At 35.3% G+C, this 20679-nt stretch carries 17 protein-coding genes; 14 read left to right on the forward strand and 3 right to left on the reverse strand.

Translation table 11 applies throughout. The annotated features are described in order from the left end of the window. Window positions 1-50: 50 nt before the first annotated feature. Window positions 51-740 (reverse strand): TIGR04282 family arsenosugar biosynthesis glycosyltransferase, encoded by a 690-nt coding sequence (locus tag P177_RS01090; protein WP_036150976.1) that lies wholly within the window; start codon window positions 738-740, stop codon window positions 51-53. A gap of 373 nt (window positions 741-1113) precedes the next feature. Between P177_RS01090 and P177_RS01095 the strand changes: the two genes are divergently transcribed. After that, window positions 1114-2634 carry a Do family serine endopeptidase gene (locus tag P177_RS01095; RefSeq protein ID WP_051941667.1) on the forward strand — a complete coding sequence of 507 codons (1521 nt, stop codon included), beginning with the start codon at window positions 1114-1116 and terminating at the stop codon, window positions 2632-2634. 78 nt (window positions 2635-2712) lie between these two features. Continuing rightward, window positions 2713-3486, forward strand: a complete 774-nt coding sequence (locus P177_RS01100) for a patatin-like phospholipase family protein (RefSeq protein ID WP_036150978.1) — start codon at window positions 2713-2715, stop codon at window positions 3484-3486. Between the two features lie 4 nt (window positions 3487-3490). Here the strand turns inward: P177_RS01100 and P177_RS01105 are convergent, their stop codons facing one another. Together P177_RS01105 and P177_RS01110 are read right to left on the reverse strand one after the other, a co-directional pair. After that, entirely contained in the window at window positions 3491-5338 is a 1848-nt protein-coding gene (locus P177_RS01105; protein ID WP_036150980.1) for an SLC13 family permease, read from the reverse strand. Between the two features lie 213 nt (window positions 5339-5551). Further along, complete coding sequence (locus tag P177_RS01110; protein WP_036150982.1) at window positions 5552-6601, reverse strand: ferredoxin--NADP reductase; 1050 nt, start codon at window positions 6599-6601, stop codon at window positions 5552-5554. Between the two features lie 243 nt (window positions 6602-6844). Here P177_RS01110 and P177_RS01115 point away from each other — a divergent pair, with 243 nt between their 5' ends. The 12 genes from P177_RS01115 to P177_RS01170 all read left to right on the forward strand — a co-directional run bounded on the left by P177_RS01115 (window position 6845) and on the right by P177_RS01170 (window position 20679). Then, window positions 6845-7195 (forward strand): YciI family protein, encoded by a 351-nt coding sequence (locus P177_RS01115; RefSeq protein WP_036150983.1) that lies wholly within the window; start codon window positions 6845-6847, stop codon window positions 7193-7195. 3 nt (window positions 7196-7198) lie between these two features. Next, window positions 7199-8434 carry an RNA polymerase sigma factor gene (locus tag P177_RS01120; RefSeq protein WP_036150985.1) on the forward strand — a complete coding sequence of 412 codons (1236 nt, stop codon included), beginning with the start codon at window positions 7199-7201 and terminating at the stop codon, window positions 8432-8434. 123 nt (window positions 8435-8557) lie between these two features. Further along, complete coding sequence (locus P177_RS01125; protein ID WP_036150988.1) at window positions 8558-12055, forward strand: T9SS type B sorting domain-containing protein; 3498 nt, start codon at window positions 8558-8560, stop codon at window positions 12053-12055. Window positions 12056-12160: 105 nt separating this feature from the next. Further along, window positions 12161-13630: a DUF5687 family protein gene (locus P177_RS01130; RefSeq protein WP_036150991.1), complete on the forward strand. Its 1470-nt coding sequence runs from the start codon at window positions 12161-12163 to the stop codon at window positions 13628-13630. 274 nt (window positions 13631-13904) lie between these two features. After that, entirely contained in the window at window positions 13905-14624 is a 720-nt protein-coding gene (locus P177_RS01135; protein ID WP_036150993.1) for an ABC transporter ATP-binding protein, read from the forward strand. Window positions 14625-15055: 431 nt separating this feature from the next. Then, window positions 15056-17566, forward strand: coding sequence for a type IX secretion system periplasmic lipoprotein PorW/SprE (porW, locus tag P177_RS01140; protein ID WP_394330709.1), 2511 nt, complete (start codon window positions 15056-15058; stop codon window positions 17564-17566). 3 nt (window positions 17567-17569) lie between these two features. Further along, window positions 17570-17986 carry a bactofilin family protein gene (locus tag P177_RS01145; protein WP_036150996.1) on the forward strand — a complete coding sequence of 139 codons (417 nt, stop codon included), beginning with the start codon at window positions 17570-17572 and terminating at the stop codon, window positions 17984-17986. Continuing rightward, the gene (locus P177_RS01150; RefSeq protein WP_036150997.1) at window positions 17964-18191 is read left to right on the forward strand and encodes an AtpZ/AtpI family protein; all 228 of its coding nucleotides are present in this window, start codon (window positions 17964-17966) and stop codon (window positions 18189-18191) included. Before P177_RS01145 ends, P177_RS01150 begins: the two co-directional genes overlap by 23 nt. A gap of 3 nt (window positions 18192-18194) precedes the next feature. After that, complete coding sequence (locus P177_RS20170; protein WP_167333086.1) at window positions 18195-18587, forward strand: DUF6168 family protein; 393 nt, start codon at window positions 18195-18197, stop codon at window positions 18585-18587. A gap of 90 nt (window positions 18588-18677) precedes the next feature. Beyond that, on the forward strand, window positions 18678-19856 hold the full coding sequence (atpB, locus tag P177_RS01160) for a F0F1 ATP synthase subunit A (RefSeq protein WP_084684590.1): 1179 nt from the start codon (window positions 18678-18680) through the stop codon (window positions 19854-19856). Window positions 19857-19894: 38 nt separating this feature from the next. Next, a complete protein-coding gene (gene atpE, locus P177_RS01165) occupies window positions 19895-20089 on the forward strand; it encodes an ATP synthase F0 subunit C (RefSeq protein ID WP_027065438.1) in 195 nt (64 codons plus the stop codon). A gap of 89 nt (window positions 20090-20178) precedes the next feature. Beyond that, the gene (locus P177_RS01170) at window positions 20179-20679 is read left to right on the forward strand and encodes a F0F1 ATP synthase subunit B (RefSeq protein ID WP_036151002.1); all 501 of its coding nucleotides are present in this window, start codon (window positions 20179-20181) and stop codon (window positions 20677-20679) included.

The raw sequence follows: 20679 nt of genomic DNA on the forward strand, positions 1-20679 counted from the left end.
TAGTTTTTCGACTGGTTTTTCATTTATCCAACTATTGGATAAAGGGGGGTCTAGATAAATGAAACTAAAGGCGAGCCCTTGTTATATAGAAAACTATTTAGAAATAGACTAAAGAAGTGCTGGTTAGTGTAGTATAGACTTCTGTTTATTCGTAATAATGCTATTATCACCAATAGCAAGGTAGTTGGCAGGTCTTTTGAGAATGATAAAATAGCTTTTAGATCTTTTTCAGTATCCAGATCCTGTAAAACGGGCAATTTCACCAATGCTGTTGATTCTTCTTGTAGCCACATGGTAATTTTGTGGTACAAGCCAAAGCGTTGCCAAGGTAGGTTTTGAAATTCGCTTATCTCAAAATTTGATTTTTGTAAACCTAAAAGATAAAAACCGCCATCAATAGATGGTCCAATAACAGACTTGCCCTTTGCCAATTGCTTGGCGGTATGTTTAAGTTGTTGTGTTTTTAAGTGCGGAGTATCGTTCCCTATGGTAATAACACTTGTAAAACCCTTTTCAAATACTGAAGCTATGGCATTCGTGAAACGTTCGCCAAAATTGTTGCCAATTTGGTTTTCATCAGAAAAATGAAAAACAGGCAAACCTGTATTTTTTGCTTTACGAAGTGTGGCTGTGGTAAGAATGTTAAACAACTGTTCACCTTGGGCAATACCCTTATTGGCTAAATCTTCCTTAGCGGAATTAGCAAATACCAATATAGCTGTAGCACCTAGTGAATTCAATTCAATTTTCTTTCTCGTTGTTAAACTTACGTAAAAATATAGCAAAGGTTTTCTAAGAATGCATAATTATAAATTTAAAACATACGAAATCTCTTACCTTAGGTCAATATGTCAGTTTTAGACTAGTTGGTTGGTTTTAAACAAATTTAAATTGTGCTACCTTAATATTAAACCCATAAACTCACTGTAAAGTCCGTTTATCTTCCTTTTTTTGACATGGGATCTGACAAAATTTTAAGGTTACAGACTGGTTAGTCTAAAAAAAGCCTTAAAATTTCAATCAGTTTTAATTTTTTTTTAGCATTGGCAGTCCTATGCGTGGCATAGCCTTTGCCAATAAGACATCAGAAGAATCATAAAAATTTAAATACATATGAAATCAAATACAAATACCAGAAGCGCTTGGAAGGTTTACTTCTTCTCGGCAGTTATTGCTCTAGTCGTAAGTTACGGAGTAATTCAATTTAACAAACAAAATGAATCGGATAAGGAAACTAGCGGAGTAACCGTGGTTGAATCTGTACCAGGAGCACAGGCTTTATACACAAAGGATAATGAAGGAAATATTAAGCCTTTAGATTTTACGGAAACTTCTGAAAAAGTTTTAGATGCCGTGGTGCATATTAAATCTACCCAAACGGGATCAACAAGCCAGAGACAAGGAGCGAGAGAATTACCAGACCCTTTTAAAGAATTTTTTGGCGATATGTTTAAAGGGCAATCTCCAAATGGAGGGCAATCAAGACCTAGAGTAGGTACAGGTTCTGGAGTGATTATTAATGATAAAGGATATATCGTTACCAATAATCATGTTATCGATAATGCAGATGAGGTTGAGGTAACTTTATATAACAATCAATCGTATAAAGCCACTGTAATCGGTACAGACCCGACTACAGATTTGGCGTTATTACAGATTAAAGCAGATAATTTAAAAACGATGTCTTTGGTCAATTCAGATGATGTTGAAGTTGGCGAGTGGGTATTGGCAGTTGGTAATCCGTTAGGGTTGAATTCTACGGTTACCGCCGGTATTGTTAGTGCAAAGGCAAGAAGCATTCATATTAATACAGATAAGTTTGCGGTAGAAAGCTTTATACAGACAGATGCCGCTATCAACCCTGGTAACAGTGGTGGTGCTTTGGTAAATCTTGATGGTAATTTGGTAGGAATTAACACAGCCATTGCTAGCACAACCGGTACTTATACCGGATACGGATTTGCGGTGCCTAGTAACATCGTTACCAAAGTGGTTGAAGATTTACTGAAATTCGGTAACGTACAACGTGGCATGTTGGGGGTTTCTATTAGAACTATGGACAGTAACTTGGCAAAAGAAAAAGATGTTGACTTTACCAAAGGTGTTTGGGTAGAGCAAGTAGGTGAAGATAGTGGTGCTGATTTGGCAGGTATGGAATCTGGCGATATTATAGTTAGTGTAAACGGTAAAGAAACAGCTACGTCACCAAGACTTCAAGAAATTATAGCAGGTAAAAGACCTGGTGATAAGGTTGCTATTATTGTAAATAGAAATGGAAAGGAAAAAGAATTGGAAGTAGAGCTACATAATTCTCAAGGTGGAACAGATTTTATCAAGAAAGAGAAGAAAGAAGTATTTAATCTTTTAGGTGCGGATTTTGAAAATGTAGACAAGCAATTAGCCAAAAAATTAGATATTGATGGTGGGGTACAGGTTTCTAAACTATACCCTGGTAAGATTAAGAGTGAGACGCAAATGAGAGCTGGTTTCATCATTACGCATATTGATGGTAAACGTGTAGATGACATTGATGATGTTGCTGCTATTTTGGAGAACAAAAAAGGCGGAGTAATGTTAGAAGGTGTTTATGAAGATGGCACTAAAAATTATTATGCCTTCGGATTGGATTCATAGTCCGCTATAATGATTAATTTTATGCCAAGCGGATAATAGTATCCGTTTGGCATTTTTTTTGAAATTAATTCTAGATAGATGCAAATAGGTTCTAAGTCCATTGGTTTGGTGCTTTCCGGTGGAGGCATTAGAGGCATGGCACATATAGGTGTTATTAAGGCAATGCAAGAGTTTGGCATTGAGGCTAAAGTGGTATCCGGTAGTAGTATTGGTGCATTAGTGGGTGCATTGTATGCGGCAGACAAACCTGTAGTAGATATGCTTAAGTTTTTTAAGGAAACACCGCTTTTCAAATACAATTACTTTGCTGTTGCTAAACCAGGTTTATTGAATAGCGAGAGTTATATAGCTTCTTTTAAACAGTATTTTCCAGATGATAGTTTTGAGGCCTTGAATAGAGAACTCCACGTAGTCGCTACAAATTTGCAAAAAGGTGAAGAGCTTTTTATCGATAAGGGTGAATTGATAAAGCCTTTATTGGCATCGGCTGCATTACCACCTGTTTTTAGTCCTGTAGAGTATAAGGGAGAATTATATGCCGATGGCGGAATCATGAACAATTTTCCGTCTGAAGCTGTTCTGCCAAAAGTTGATTATGTAATTGGTAGTAATGTATCTGTGGTTTCTCAATTAGAGAAAAAACATTTGAACAATTCATTTCAATTGACAGGCAGAGTAACGGGGTTGATGATTTACGCGATTAACCGCCAAAAAATCAATAATTGTCACCTTGTACTAGAATCTAAAGAACTGGAACATATTGGCTTGCTAGATAGAAGAGGCATTGAAAAAGCCTACGCCATTGGCTATGAAGCTGCTGTTAAAAAGTTTGAGGAGGTATTTACCAAATAGCTGATTACAGCATCGCACTTAAAAGCAAGGTACCCACAATCCAAAGTACTACGGATATAACCCCGCCGATTACTAAAAAGTGTTTGAATTTATATATTCCCATACTGTAGATAAGTGCATTTGTTTGATATCCTAAGGGAGTAAAGAAACTGAAATTTGCCGCAAACATTACACATAGAATAAATGGCTTGGGATCAAGACTTAACCCGCTGGCCAATGAAATTCCAATAGGTGCCATTATAATTGCCGTAGCATTGTTTGATACAACACTACTTAGAATCATGGTGGTTAAAAATAACAATCCGATTATAAATATTGGTTGCTGACCGGCCATTAAGGCTAAAAGTTCTTCCGTGATCCAAGTGTCTGCCTTGGCATTACTCATCGCAATACCTAACGGTATCATACCTGCTAATAAGAATATAATTTGCCAGTTTATCTTTTCATAAATACGATTTAACTCTACGCACTTAAAAAGAAGCATAGCTAAGGTTCCTGTAATTACGCTCGTCATTACTTCAAAAATTCCCGTAGCTGCCATGGCAATGGTGGCAATTAAAATCAGGATGGATAAGTTTCTTTTAAATGGAGTAGAAGGCGTGCGACCTTCATATTGGTTTAATACCGCTAGATTATTGCTGTTTTCAAAGTTAGAAACGTATTCTGGTTTAGTCTGTATTAATAATCGATCCCCAACATGAAGTTTTGTAAACTCATGATTACTTTGGTGTAATCTATTTTGTAGAATACGTAGTTTCTTTCTTTTATTGATACCAAGCGGAATAGCTCTTGGTATCAATATAGTTTTCAACTCGGGCAAATTTCTACCTAAAAAACGAGAACCGGGTAACAGTAGAAGTTCTAATAATAAGTTTTCATCTTTGTCATCTTTTGATTCTTCATCAGCCTTTTTAGAACTTGCTACTTTCTTTATTTGAGTTGTTTTAGTAGAAGTAAAATGGTCTTTTTCTGCTAAATCGACGTCAAAATAACCTTCACCACGCATTTTTTGAAGATTTTCTAAACTACAGTGTAAAAGAATGACATCGTTTGGTTTAATCAGTAAATCATGATTATCAAGATTTTGATCGTAGCCATATCTAGACAAGCGTAACACCGTTATGTCAGCTTCTTTATACATAAAGCTTTCCCCAATTGGTTTCTCAACTAATGGAGAATCTTGTTCAATAGTCAAGGTCAAAAGATAGCGGTCAAGATCATAATTGTCTGAAAGTTCGCCATTGTCTTTTGGTAAAAAACGATAGAAAATGGCTATAATTCCTATAGAAATGATTAAAAAAGTGCCTCCTAGGAACGAAAATTCAAAAAAACCGAGTTTTTCGCCTGTGTACCTAGTAGCTATATTACTGACCAATAAGTTGGTTGAAGTTCCCATAAGGGTACAGCTCCCTCCTAGAATACTTGCGAATGATATAGGTAATAATAATTTTCCTGGTGGTAGTTGATACTTTTCTCGTAGCTCGGCAACTATCTTTATAAACACTATTACTACAGCAGTAGAACTTACAAATGTAGAAATACTACCTGCAATCAGCATAATAGCGACCATGGCCAAGACAACCGGCCAGTTCTTTAAAACCTTTAAACCTTTTGCGAGATAAGAAATGGCTCCATTTTCTTCAAGTCCGATCGCTAAGATCATTAGACATAGAATGGTGATCACGGCTTTGTTAGAAAATCCGCTGACGGCTTCTTCGGGGGAAACCAAGCCTGTCAATAGTAACGCGGCAATAATGCAAAAGGCAATTTTATCCATGGGGAAAACCTCAAAAGCAAACAATATAATGACTGCTGCGATGATGATAAAAACACCAATGATTTCTATAGACATACCTAATGAGAATTGAAAATACTATCAAAGATATTTCAACGCTCCATTAAGGATGACTCAATCGAATTTAGTTTTGACTTGGAGTGGATAATGATTAAAAAAAAGAACGTCATTACAAAAGTAGTGTACTAATCTGTTGAATAGTTGTACCTATTGGTCAGGTTGTTTCGTATCTCGTAATGACGTTTAATGAATTTTAATCCCTAAATGGGCTTACACATCATCAAAATCTACTTTTATAGTAGGTGTGGTTGCATGCGCTTGACAGGTTAAGATAAATCCATCTGCAATTTCTTTATCGGTCAGAATCTGGTTCATAACCATTTCAGCTTTTCCTTCCGTTACCTTGGCAATACAGCTACTACATACTCCGCCTTGGCATGAATATGGAGCATCAATATTTTCTTTTAAAACAGCATCTAGAATTATGGTTTTCTTATCCATAGTAAACTCAAATTCTTCATCATCAACAAGTACAGTAACCGCGGTTTGGCCATCTGCTTGTACAGGCAATTCTTCTTTTATTTCCGTTGGTGTAAATAGCTCAAAATGGATTTTATCCTTATCTACTTCATTCTCAATTAAAGTATCTTGTACCAAACGAATCATCTCCTCTGGTCCACATAAATAGTATCCATCAAAATCAACATCCTTATGCTTATTTAATAATGCATAGTTTACAGTTGAGGTATCTATTCTACCAAATAAAGCCTTGTCTTCACGTGTTTGACTATTAGTGAAGTATACAAAAAACCGATTGGCATATTCTAGTTCAAGTTTTACCAAATCTGTATAGAACATAGTCTCTTCGTAAGATTTGTTACCGTAAACCAAAACGAATTTGTTTTTAGGGTTACTATCTAAAACAGACTTTACAATACTCATGATTGGTGTAATACCACTACCCGCGGCAAAAGCGGCAATATTCTGTACTTCTTTGGTTGTATTGAATACGAAACGACCTTCTGGTTCCATTACTTCTAATGTATCACCAACTTTTAATTCTGAGTTGGCGTAATTGGAGAACCCTCCATTATCTACTTTTTTAATGCCGATGGTGATGCCATCTTTTTCGGTAGATGAACTAATAGAGTATGCTCTTCTAAGTTCTTTACCCTTAATCTCTTTTTTAATGGTGATATACTGACCCGCCGTAAAGGTGAAAGTCTGTGCCAATTCTTTCGGAATTGAAAACGTAACGGCAACAGAGGTTGGCGTCAATTGCTTGATATGTTTTATCGTTAATGGGTGAAAATGCGACATATATTCGTTTCTTTAAATCGATTTACAAAATTAAGCATGCTTTTGCGATATCATATGACATTTGTCAAAAAAGTCTAACGGTCAATGGCTTTTACAGCGTTTTTCTCACATTAAATAATCCTTAATTTATCTTTTTTGAAAAAAAACATATGAAAATTGTCCCTAATTTGATTTCGGTTACGTCATGAGGTAAACAAAAAGAACTTAGAGCGAGTTCTATGTAAAAATTAAAACGATTAAATTATGAAAGATTTTATGATGATTTTCATTGGTGCAGATTACCAAGAATTAGGTTTATCGCCAGAGCAGTTGCAAGAACGTATGGGAAAATGGTTCGCTTGGAACGAAAAAATGCAAAAACAAGGTATCGTAAAAGCTGGTGATGCATTGGTGCCACATGTAAAAAGAGTATCTGGACCCAACCGTACCGTAACCGATGCCCCGTTGATTGAAGGTAAAGAATTAATTGGAGGATATTATATTGTACAAGCAGAGAATGCCGATGCCGTTGTAAAAATTGCAGAAGATTACCCAGATTACGATTTAGATGGCACCGTAGAAATTAGGGAAGTAATGGTATTTGACCAACAATAATATATGGAACATAAAGTAGTAGACCATCTTTTTAGACATCATTACGGGAAGATGGTCGCTATTTTAACCCGTTTTTTCGGCTTATCTCATATAGAAACTATTGAAGATGCGGTACAGGATACCTTTATAAAAGCAACTTCTCAATGGCGAACCCAAATTCCCGATAATCCAGAAGCTTGGCTGAACCGAGTTGCGAAGAACAGAACAATTGATATTCTAAGAAGCATACAAGCTGAAAAGAATAGAAATCTTGCCATTACCACAGGAGCTTCTACGTTACAGATTGATGAACTTTTTTTAGACCATGAAGTAGCCGATAGTCAATTACGAATGATTTTCGTTGCCTGCCACCCTACTTTGCATCCTAATGAACAAATTGCATTTGCGCTTAAAACAATTTCAGGTTTTAGCATTAAAGAAATAGCTGCGGCATTGTTGACCAAAGAAGAAACTATTTCTAAACGACTGACCCGGGCAAAGAAAACAATAATAGAAAGGGATATTCAGTTTCAATACCCAGATCCAGAAGCAATTCATAATCGCATGGAGCGGGTCATGAAAGTTATTTATTTGACGTTTAATGAAGGGTTTCATTCCACTAATAAAGAAAAATTAATTAAAGAAGATTTGTGTGGCGAAGCCATTCGACTTTGCCAACTTCTTTTGAAAAAAGAGCAGTTTAGAAGCGGAAGTTTGTATGCACTTTTTGCGTTACTATGTTTTCATATATCGCGACTGGAGAGTAAAATTTCGTCTGATAATCAATTGGTTAATTTGAAAAATCAAGACCGTACCAAATGGTATTTTCCACTGATAAAAATGGGAAATAGCGCAATGCACAAAGCCATGGATTACGATGATAGTTCGGTGTATCATTACGAAGCTGCTATAGCCTCTGAACATTTAAATGCAAAAACATTTAAAGATACCAACTGGAGAAAGATTTCTTATTGGTATGAACAGTTGTATACGTTTGAACCTAACATGTTTATATTGTTAAATCATGCAACAGTTTGTCTTCAACTAAACGATTTAGCGAAAACATATCAATTACTGAATTGCATTGAGGTAGCCGAACTTGGTCAAAGAGCATATCTATATTATGGTTGTTATGCGGAATATTATCTGAAAAAAGGTGAGAAAGATTTGGCAATCTCTTTTTTAGACAAAGCATTGCTGGAAACATCGAATAGGTTGGAGCGGGAGTTTTTGATGAAGAAGCGGGAAAAGCTGCTATAGCAGTGTCTTTCTCTTAATATTAATAAACGCAACTTATCGAGGTTTTCAACACTATGCAGTATTTTACTTACGTTATGTGCTGAAATTGGTACTTTAGTTCTAAATCAACAAACCTACTTAAACTTGAAAAAGTTCATTTCGATTGCCCTCATAGTTATTTCTACATATACATTACAAGCTCAAAAGGAGGCTGCTATTTGGTATTTTGGTAAAAATGCAGGTTTGGATTTTAATTCTGGAACTCCCGTAGCTTTAACAGATAGTGCTATGAATACTGAAGAAGGGTGTTCTACGGTATCAGATTCCAATGGTAATTTACTATTCTATACGGACGGATCTACGGTATGGGATAGAAACCATAATGTAATGCCAAATGGTACAGGTTTATTTGGTGATGTAAGTAGTACACAATCTTCAATCGTTGTACCCTTACCCGAATCACCTAATTTATTTTACATTTTCACTGTTTTTTCTAGCGCTATTTTACCAGGTTTAAACTTTTCTATTTTAGACATGAATTTAAATGGTGGGTTAGGTGATATTACATCGCAAAAGAACTTACCATTAGAATCGATTGTTTCTGAAAAATTAACCGCAGTATTGCATGAAAACGGTAGAGATATTTGGGTTCTTGCGCACCGCTGGGACAGTGATGCATATTTGGCATATTTAGTTACTCCGGCAGGTTTGAATCCTATTCCTGTAGAATCTAATGTAGGTGAACCCCACAGAAGGACTTTTCCAGATGGAGATTGGAATTATGCTGGCTATTTAAAAGCTTCGCCGGACGGAAGTAAATTGGCAGGTTGTATTCCAAAAATGGGACTTGTCGAACTTTTTGATTTTAATACAACAACTGGTGTTGTTAGTAACCCTTTAAAATTAGATGAAGATCTTTCCAAAAAGTATTATGGTGTTGAATTTTCTCCCAGTGGAAGATTTTTGTACGTAGTGGATAGTAGGCTCGGTCTTACGAGATACAGCAGATTGTACCAATACGATATAGAAGCACCCGATATACCCGGTTCACAAGTGCTGGTCCATGATAATGGAGGCAATTTGCTTGTAGCACTGACAAGCCTGCAATTGGGTATCGACGGTAAGATATATGCCTGTAACTTCAACAACCTGTACATAAGTTCTATAGAAAACCCTGAAGAAAAGGGTGTTGCATGTAATTTTATAGGTGAAAGTGTTTGGCTTGGCGGACAGCGTGGATCTGTTGGGTTACCACAGTTTATACAATCTTTTTTCCTTGTGAACTTAGAAGTAGAAAATCTTTGCTTTGGAGATACGACGGAATTCAAAGCAAATAGTACGAAGACAATAGATGCTATAAATTGGGATTTTGGAGATGGCAACACTTCAATTATAGAAGAACCAACCCATGATTATACAACACCAGGGGTTTATACGGTAATTGTAGAAGTTACTACAGGCGTGGATACTCAAGTTAGTACAAAAGAAATTACAATTGAAGAAACTCCTATTGCTGTTACCCAACCAAATATTGAGGTATGTGTTACGAAGGATAGCTATACTTTAGATTTGACCATGCTAAATAATGCAATTTTAGGGACTCAAAATCCATCAGATTTTACCGTCACCTATTTTTCATCACAAGCTGATGCAGATGCAAATAGTAATCCGTTAGCATTGAGTTATGACTTTCCACTAGGGAGTACGGCAGTTTATGCACGAGTATCTAATAATAGCAATATAGCTTGTTATGATACAACCCAGTTTATTGTCATTGCCCAGCAAGAACCAACATTGGGAACTATATCCGATTGGACCATTTGTGACGATGACCTTGACGGATTTTACACCTTTGACCTATCTGAAAAAGACATTGAGGTTTTTAATGGTCAAGATGAAACTATTTTTGATGTAAGTTATTTTGCTTCTCAAGCTGATGCCGATACTGGTTCTAATCCGTTACCTATCAACTATACCAACACCTTGTCCAGTGAAGAAATTTTTGTGAGACTGGAAAATAGTACTCATACCGATTGTTATAAAACGGATAGTTTTACAATAGAGGTCAGTCCCGGAGTTGTCGCAAATACCCCAAATAATTTAGAGGTCTGTGATGATAATAATGATGGTTTTGCAGCATTTTTGTTAAGCGATACAGAAGCGGAAATCATTGGAACACAAAGCTCAACTAGTTTACTAGTAACATACCATACCACTATGGTAGACGCTGAAAATGGCACTGATACACTTTCCGATAGCTTTACAAATACCATAAATAACAATCAAACAATATTCGTTAGAGTGCAAAATGCTACTGATGCGAGTTGTTATGCAACATCAAGTTTTGAATTGCAAGTTTTTGATTCACCAGAAATTCAGACAGTCACCGATTGGAGTATTTGTGACGACAATAATGATGGTGTAGCTGTTTTTGACCTTACCCAAAAGAATACAGAAATACTAGAAAACCAAAATACAACCGATTACACGGTTCGTTATTATGAGAGTATAGCAGATGCTAACTTGGCTCAAAATGAAATAATAGGGACATTTCAAAACACTGCTAATCCTCAGGCTATATACTACAGCATTGAAAGTTCTAGTAATGCAAATTGTATTGTTACCGATAGTTTTGATATTTCGGTTAATAATACTCCGTTTGCGCAGGCTCCATCACCAATAATTCTATGTGATGTCAATGAAACAGGTGTACAAACTATAGATTTGACCCAAAAAGATGAGGAGATTTTAGGTAATCAATCTGTTAACGATTTCAAGGTAACGTATTTCGCCTCTCAAGTTGATGCTGAAAACAACACAAATACTTTAGATTCATCGGCATATACTAATGTATTGAATCAAGAAACTATTTACGCTAGGGTTCAACCTACTAATCTAGATAATTGCTACGCCACGACATCCTTTGAAATTACTATCAACTTTCTACCACAACCTAATATAGAAGAACGTTATGTTATATGTCCAGATAGTCCTGCTTTAGTTATTGATGGAGGAGATTTTGAATCGTGGTCTTGGCAGAATACTGCAGGGGAAGAACTAAGTACTACTAGAAACTTCAACGTATTACAATTAGGAGAATACCAATTAACGGTAAGACAAACTACAAACGGGATACGTTGTGAAAATCCCCGATCGTTTGAAGTTTTATCGTCTGGGGCACCAGAAACTATGGAAGTTGAGGTTAACGGATTTTCAGACCAAATAGATATTACCATTAACGCAACAGGAACGGGACCTTTTGAATATTCGGTAGATGGTGAAAACTATCAATCTAGTAATGAATTTGTGGTCTTCCCTGGTGAGCATACGGTGTTTGTGAGAGATTTGTTAGAATGTAGAATTTTATCAGAAGATATCATTGCCATTGGTTATCAGCGATTTTTTACTCCCAATGGAGATGGAAATAATGAATTTTGGAACATTATTGGTGGAGAACTGTATCCTGAATCCCAATTGTTTATTTACGATAGGTACGGTAAACTTTTGAAACAGATTAATCCTAATTCAAAAGGGTGGGATGGAACTTTTAACGGAACCTCATTACCAGAATCAGATTATTGGTTTAAATATATATATTCTGAAAATCAAATAATTTCAGGTCATTTTGCTTTAAAGCGATAAAATGATTTCGGTCTATTTTAAGTAGTTTAGAAATATATTCTTGAATTATCTTGTAACAAACTCAAGATTTTTCTTACTTATATTTCAAATACTAAAACCAACCGAATGTTTAAACGTTTTTCTTCATTACAATGGAAATCCTTTTTTAGGTCCTCTAACCTTGGTAAAAGTCTAGGGATAAAAATAGTAATGGGCTTTTTTGGAGTTTACATGCTACTCTCACTCGCTGTTGCCGGTGGTGGAATGTACTTTATCTTAAAAGAAATATTCCCTGATCAAAGCCCCATGTGGACTATTAGCCAATATTTCATTTACTGGATTTTAATGGAATTATTCTTAAGGTATTTCATGCAGAAACTTCCTGTAATGGATATAAAACCATTTTTGACCACTCCTGTTAAGAAAAGCACTATTGCACATTATATATTAGGTAGATCAGCAGCATCTATCTATAATTTATTGACGATATTCTTTATAGTTCCGTTTGCAATAGTGTTACTATTTAATGGCTATCCCGTACTAAATGTTTTACTTTGGGTAGTTGGTATTATAGGTATGGTTCTGAGTATTAATTATGTCAACTTGCTTGTAAATAAGAATGATAAAGTTCTTATTGGAATTGGTAGTATTCTTGTCTTAGGGTACGGATTGGATTATTTCGGATTGTTCTCTATAAAAGAGTTTTTTGCTCCTGTTTTTCATGCGCTTTATGCATACCCAATTACGGTATTGATTCCTATTGCTTTGGCCGCTCTTATATATTATGTGAACTATAAGTTTTTGCGAGATAAGATTTATCTTGATGCCAAGCTTAAAACAAAGTCAGTTGAGGCAAATACCTCAGATATGTCTTGGACAAAGCGTTTTGGAGAAATGGGTTCTTTCTTACAACTTGACCTTAAAATGATTTGGCGTAATAAAAGAACGAAGTCGCAAGTGTACATTTCACTTCTTTTCGTGTTCTACGGTTTGGTGTTTTATACCCAAGAGGTGTACAGTAGTATGATGCCAATGAAAGCCTTTGTGGGTATTTTTATGACGGGAATTTTCTTGAGTAATTTCGGACAATTTATTCCTGCTTGGGATAGTAGTTACTATAGTATGATGATGTCGCAAAATATTCCAATGCGCAAATATTTAGAGTCTAAAGTATCCTTAATTACTGTTAGTATTGTATTCATGTTTTTATTGACCTTACCCTATGTTTACTTCGGTTGGGACGCTTTAGCCATCAATTTTGGCTGTGCATTATATAACTTAGGAATTAATATACCGGTCATTTTATATTTTGGTTCATTTAATAAAAAGAGAATCGAATTAGATCAGAGTCCGTTTGGTAATATGCAGGGTGCTAGTGCTACTCAATTTTTGGTAATGGTTCCGGTTTTAATCGTTCCTATTATCATATTTTCCATCTTTTATTACATCTTCAGTTTAGAGGTAGCAGTGGTAGTATTATCCGTTCTAGGCATCATAGGTTTTGCTATGAAGAATTATTTACTAGGGTTGATAACAGAACAATACAAGAAAAAGAAATACGGAATGATTGCAGGTTTTAAAGAGAAGGCGAGTTGATTGATAAGTACCAAGTATTAAGTAATAAGTACAAAGAAAAAAGCTTTTTTAATGATGAGTTATAGAAAATCACTTTCATTTTTTTATTAAAATTTATGGAGAGTATTTAGGAAAGCTTAAAGAATTCAGTAAGGAATATATAGTTGCAGGGATAAGTAAATTAAATGTCGGCTAATTGATAATAAGCTACTCAGACAGATAAATTGGATTTATTTCTTTTAACCAATAACGAACAAAACGGTTGCTGAGCGTAGCCAAAGTAAATAACAAGATTATGATTACAATAGAAAATTTATCAAAGAAATACGGTTCACAACAAGTTCTTAATATTGAATCTTTAAACATTCCAACGGGACAAAGCTTCGGGTTAGTTGGTAATAATGGTGCAGGTAAAACAACGCTATTTAGTTTGTTGCTAGATTTAATACAGCCGAGTACAGGTCATATCATTAATAATGATGTTCAGGTAAACATCAGTGAAGATTGGAAACCATTTACATCATCTTTTATAGATGAAACTTTTCTGATTGGGTACTTGACTCCTGAAGAGTATTTTTACTTTATAGGCGACCTTCGCGGTCAAAATAAAGCCGATGTCGATGCATTATTGGCACAATATCAAGATTTCTTTCACGGTGAAATTTTGGGTCAGAAAAAGTACTTGAGAGATTTGTCTAAAGGGAATCAAAAAAAGGCTGGTATTGTAGCTTCTTTTATTGGTAACCCCAAAGTGGTCATTTTAGATGAACCTTTTGCAAATTTGGATCCAACTACACAGATTCGTCTTAAGCAAATTATTAAAGAACTTGCTGCAAAAGAAGACGTCACCGTTTTAGTTTCTAGTCATGATTTAATTCATGTAACTGAAGTATGCGAACGTATTGTAGTATTAAATAAAGGTGAAGTAGTTAAAGACATAAAAACTTCTGCCGAAACCTTGAAAGAATTAGAAGTGTTCTTTGGCTCAGAGAGTGCTCTGCCGGTTGCGGAATAATACGGATGTCTACTGGTTCTAGGCTGTAGATAATTACAATTCGTTAAAAAAACCATGAGATTACGGCAGCTTGTGATCAGACGAACTACACTTTTGGCTAAAAGCCACATAAAATCCAAAAACCGACCATTAGGTCGGTTTTTCATTTCTGAGTTTTGTAGCAAGATGGATAAAAATCCGATAAAGACCTCTTTGATCAGATTATCTGCTGTAAACTTATATTCGCTTGGCTATTTTAATTCAAAACAAACTAAACGGTCGGTAAAATTTGGTTGTAGTAGTCTAAAAATGTTGAGAATGCTCAAAAATAAATATGTAGTTTACCGATGAACGGTATAATAATCTGGTTGTTTTTAAGTTAAACATACATACGTAGATCAACTATTTTGAATCTTAGAAACAAACTTATTTTATCCGGTGTTTTGGCGAGTATGCTTTTTAATGCATGTTCTGTCAAGAAAGACAAGTTCGTAAACCGAAATTGGCATGCGCTCAATACCAAATACAATACCTTGTATAATGGTAATATTGCTTTTGAGTTAGGTCGAGAAACTTTAAACGATACCTATCAAGATGATTATTTTGAAGTCTTGCCTATAGAGCGTTTAGAGGTTAGCGGCGAAATCAAATTAGATTCAGAAGACAACAATCCTAATTTCCTTATAGCAGAAGAAAAAGCTACCAAGGCTATTCAACGCCATAGTATGGATATTAAGGATGAAGAGCGAAACCCACAAATAGATGAAGCTTTTCTTCTTTTAGGAAAAGCTAGGTATTTTGATGAACGCTACATACCGGCATTAGAATCTTTTAACTATGTGCTTAATAAATATTCTGAAAGCGATAAGCTGAACGAGGCAAGTATTTGGAGAGAGAAAGTAAACATCCGCTTAGAAAACGATGATCTGGCCATTAAGAATTTAAAGCGCTTAATGAAATATGAGCGTTTAAAAGATCAAGAATATGCTGATGCAAGGGCAATGATGGCGCAAGCGTTTATTAATCTAAATGCCCCAGATACCGCTGTGCAAAATCTTAAAATAGCATCGCACTACACTACAAAAAATCCTGAAAGAGGAAGATACTATTATATTATTGGTCAGTTGTACAATCAATTAGGTTTTAAAGACAGCGCTAATTACGCATTTGATAAGGTGATCGAATTAAATAGAAAGTCGCCTCGTGTTTACATGATAAATGCCAAAATCGAAAAATTAAAGAATACCCAAGTCACTTCTGAAAATAAGGAAGAGGTTTTGGAGTATTTGACAAAAATGGAACTGAATAGGGAGAACAGACCTTATTTAGATGGTATTTACAGACAGTTGGCTGAGTTTCATTTAGAGCAGGAATCTGATAGTTTGGCTTTGGTTTATTTCAATAAATCTTTGCGAGCCTCTCAAAACAAGCCAAAATTGAATGCACTGAATTACGAGAATTTAGCGGAATACAATTTTGATGAAAGTGTTTATAAGCCCGCTGGTGCATATTACGATAGTGTATTGACCAACCTTAATGAAAACACCAAAAAATTTCGTGCTATTAAGAAGAAGCGCGATAATTTGGAAGATGTTATTAAATACGAAGACATTGTACAGTATTCTGACAGTGTAATTACAATTTATCAAATGCCTAAAGATGAGCAATTGGCTTATTTTGGAAAGCATATTGAAGAATTACAGAAGGCGAAAGAAGCTGCGCAGAAAAAAGAAAAAGCAAGAATTACCGATGGTTTTGCTGCATTTAGCAACAGTAAAGGTGGCAAAGAAAACAAAGGTAAATTCTATTTCTATAATATTACAAGTTTAGGTTATGGTCAGAATGATTTTAAGAATCGTTGGGGCAATAGAGAATTGACAGATGATTGGCGTTGGTCAGACAAATCGGTTATCAATACTGAAAATGTTGCCTTGCAAAATGCACCGGGTGTAAATGATAGTTTAAGTGTAGTCAGTGAAGATGAGAAATTCTCTTTAGACTATTATATGGATCGTTTGCCAACAGATGTTGCGGTTATTGACAGCTTAAAAACAGAACGTAATTTTGCAAACTATCAATTAGGATTAATATATAAGGAGAAGTTTAACGAGAATCTGTTAGCAGCTGCCAAATTAGAAGATGTATTGGCGTCTAATGCTGAAGAACGATTGATTCTTCCTTCAAAATATAATCTTTATAAGATTTACGAAGAAGTTGATAGTCCGTTGAAAGAAACCATGAAGGCAGATATTATTGCCAACCATGCCGACTCTAGATATGCTGAGATTCTATTGAATCCGCAAGCGGTATTAGCAGATAGTTCTGATAGTCCAGAGAAGCGCTATGAGGGTTTATTCAAACAATATAAAGAGCAGCAATATTTACAGGTAATTACAGGGTCAGAAGAGAATATTAATAGATTTACCGGTGATCCTATTGTTCCTAAATTTGAAATGTTGAAGGCAAATGCCATTGGTAGACTTCAGGGCTTTGAACCTTTTAAAGAAGCATTGAATTATGTGGCGTTGACATATCCTAACAATCCAGAGGGTGAAAAGGCGGAACAAATGATTGCAGAGCAGCTTCCTAAGTTAGAACAAAAGGAGTTTTCACCAGAAACAGATTCTAAAGGAACATCGAATTGGAAAGTAGTTTTTCCGTTTAAAAGAAGTAATACGGAACAAGCGTTAAAGTTGATGGAATTGTTAGAGCAATCTATAATTGACCTTAGATATAAAAATATTGTCTCTAGAGATATTTATAACCTAGAAGACCAATTTGTTGTAGTGCACGGATTTAAATCTAAAGATTTTGCTTTAGGGTATGCCGAGCTACTAAAAAACAATAAGGATTACCTTGTTGCTGATGAGAATTTTGTAGTTTTATCGGAGAACTATAAGATTGTACAAGTACACAAGAATATAATCGAATATAGAAATACGCTTTTAACCCCAAAACCGTGAACAATGTTTTCAGACAAACAAAAACCTAGAGCTATGAATGAAGTAGGAGGCCAACCTAACAGAATAGAAAAGAACACCAAAATAAAAGGAGATATCATATCTGAAGCAGATTTTCGTATAGACGGTAAGCTAGATGGTAATGTAAAAACTTCTGGTAAAGTGGTAATCGGTAAAGATGGCTACATTCATGGAAAAGTAGAATGTGTAAATGCAGATATAGAAGGTAGCTTTAACGGTGAACTTTTGGTGTCTGATCTGTTATCCTTAAAATCATCTGCAGTTATAGAAGGGACCGTATCTGTAAGTAAATTGGCTGTTGAGCCGGGTGCTACATTTAACGCCTCTTGTACAATGGGTGGTGGTAAAGCTGCCGGTGCAGGTTTTAAATCATCTAATAATGGAGCCGCAAAAGCCTCGTAACGATAATTCTGAACTTTTAAGAAATGCCGCAAGCTTGTCTGGTGTTGCCATACAAATGGGTGTTACTATATTCTTGGGCAATCTTTTAGGGGAGTGGTTAGATCAAAAATTTGAAAAAACGTTTTTAGAGGACACATTTACATTACTTGCTGTATTTTTGTCCATCTATTTAGTCATAAAGAAAGTTATGGCGCTAAATAAATAAACGTTGCTAAAAAATATCATTTTATATATAGTCGTGTTCACTGTTGTGGGCGCGACTTCTTATTTTCTGCAAGATCTTGCTTTGTTGGATCCGCCAACTTATTTTGGTTCGTTATTGGTCAAGGCATACACTTTTCACTTCGTGTTCTCTCTTGTGTTGGTCATCATTTTCTTAATTGCCTCAAAAAACAATTCTTTTTTTGATCAGTTGGGTTTTATGTATATGGGTGTACTGGTTATTAAGATTACAATTTTTGCGGCAATGTTCTATCCTTACCTTTTAGGTGAACTGATTATGCCTCAAATATATAGGGGTGCGCTGCTTATACCGGTGATTATTTTTTTGTTTCTAGAAGTGTTTTTTATTTCCAAAATTATGCGCAAAAAAAGACTCTAAATTTTAAAGCTTTAAAATTGGGTAGATTATGCAATAATTAACTACTTTTGCGCAAAATTTCTAGGAGCTAAATTTTTTGATAAAGAACTAATGATGCAAGTTTCAAATACGATTAAAACCTTATTACAACTTCTAATACTTTGTTTTTCATTGCAAAGTTTCGCTATATCTGATACTGAGCCAGAAGGAGCGGTAAGTGGTAAGGAACAGGTAGATGCCTATATTTTACATCACCTTAAAGATTCTCATGATTTTCATTTGTTCTCTTATACTAGTGATTCAGGAGAAAGAAAGCATGTTGGTTTTCCACTTCCTGTAATTCTTTGGTCAAGCAATGGTTTGGCAACTTTTATGTCATCAGAATTTCACCATGATGATAACGGACATGTAATTGTTGAGAGAAACGGTTCTAAATTCGTAAAACTTCATAGTAAAATATATGAATTGGATGCTGGAGCATCTTCAGTGAATTTTGATGAAGAGCACCATGCTACTAATGCACATAAAGTTTTAGATTTTTCTATTACTAAGAGTGTTGTTGGGGTGTTGTTGGTAGGCTTACTTATGTTATTGGCCTTTTCTTCATTGGCAAAGCAATACGGAAAGAAAAAAATACCTACTGGTTTTGGTAGAGTGTTAGAACCATTGGTACTTTATGTAAGAGATGAGATTGCTAGACCTAATATTGGGGAAAAGCATTACAGAAGATTTACAGGATACCTATTAACGGTTTTCTTCTTTATCTGGGTGTTGAACTTATTAGGACTTACCCCATTCGGTTTTAACGTAACAGGACAAATAGCAGTAACTGCTTGTTTGGCTATTTTTACATTGATCATTTATACGGTTAGTGGAAATAAAGATTATTGGATGCACATTTTATGGATGCCAGGTGTACCTGTATTCGTAAAACCTATTTTGGCTATAATAGAATTAGCTGGTGCATTTATCATTAAACCATTTTCATTGTTAGTGCGTTTATTCGCAAACATATCTGCAGGTCACATTGTAGTAATGAGCTTAATTGCAATTATGTTTACATTGAAAGAGAGTTTAGGTGTGGCAGGAGCTACGGGCCTATCATTGGTATTATCATTTTTTATTACGCTTATTGAGGTTTTAGTAGCCTTCTTGCAAGCATATATTTTTACCGCGCTTTCAGCCTTGTTTATAGGTATGGCAGTTGCAGAACACGACCACGATCATGAGCATGATGAGGCGGGTCACGAAGTAGCCGATACAGAAGATGTAAGAGCGGACTTCATTTAATAAGAGTTTTTTTAATTTAATTATATAAATCAATTAGTATGGTAACTTACAATTTAATTGGAGCAGGTTTAATCGTTATCGGAGCAGGTCTAGGTCTTGGTCAAATCGGTGGTAAAGCAATGGAAGGTATTGCTCGTCAACCAGAAGCGGCAGGAAAAATTCAAACTGCGATGATTATCGTAGCTGCACTTTTAGAAGGTTTAGCATTCGGTGCTTTGTTCTTAGGAAAATAAGAACACGAAAACCCAAAGACATTTTCCTGTAACGGTTGGTTACAGGAAATGTTTTTTAATTATTTGATTTAGATTTTAAAGATTAGGATATGGAAGTTTTATTGAACGATTTTTCACCAGGTTTGTTTATAGTTCAAACAATATTATTATTAGGATTGATTTTCTTAATGGTAAAATTTGCTTGGAAACCAATTTTAAACTCTTTGAACGAAAGAGAAGCTGGTATTGAAGATGCATTGGCTGCTGCTGACAAAGCACGTACAGATATGCAAAACTTACAGGCTGATAATGAGAAGATGCTTCAAGAGGCTCGTGCTGAACGTGAGGCGATGTTGAAAGAAGCTCGTGAAATCAAAGAAAAGATGATTGCTGACTCTAAAGAGCAAGCAAAATTAGAAGGCGATAAAATGTTGAAGCAAGCACAGACCGCGATCGAAAGTGAAAAGAAAGCTGCTGTTGCTGACATTAAGAGCCAGGTTGCAGAATTGTCTGTAGCTATAGCAGAAAAAGTATTGAAAGAAGATTTATCTAGCAATGACAAGCAATTGAAATTGGTAGATACAATGTTGAGCGATATAAAACTTAACTAA

The sequence above is a fragment of the Maribacter forsetii DSM 18668 genome (assembly GCF_000744105.1).
Classification (GTDB): domain Bacteria; phylum Bacteroidota; class Bacteroidia; order Flavobacteriales; family Flavobacteriaceae; genus Maribacter; species Maribacter forsetii.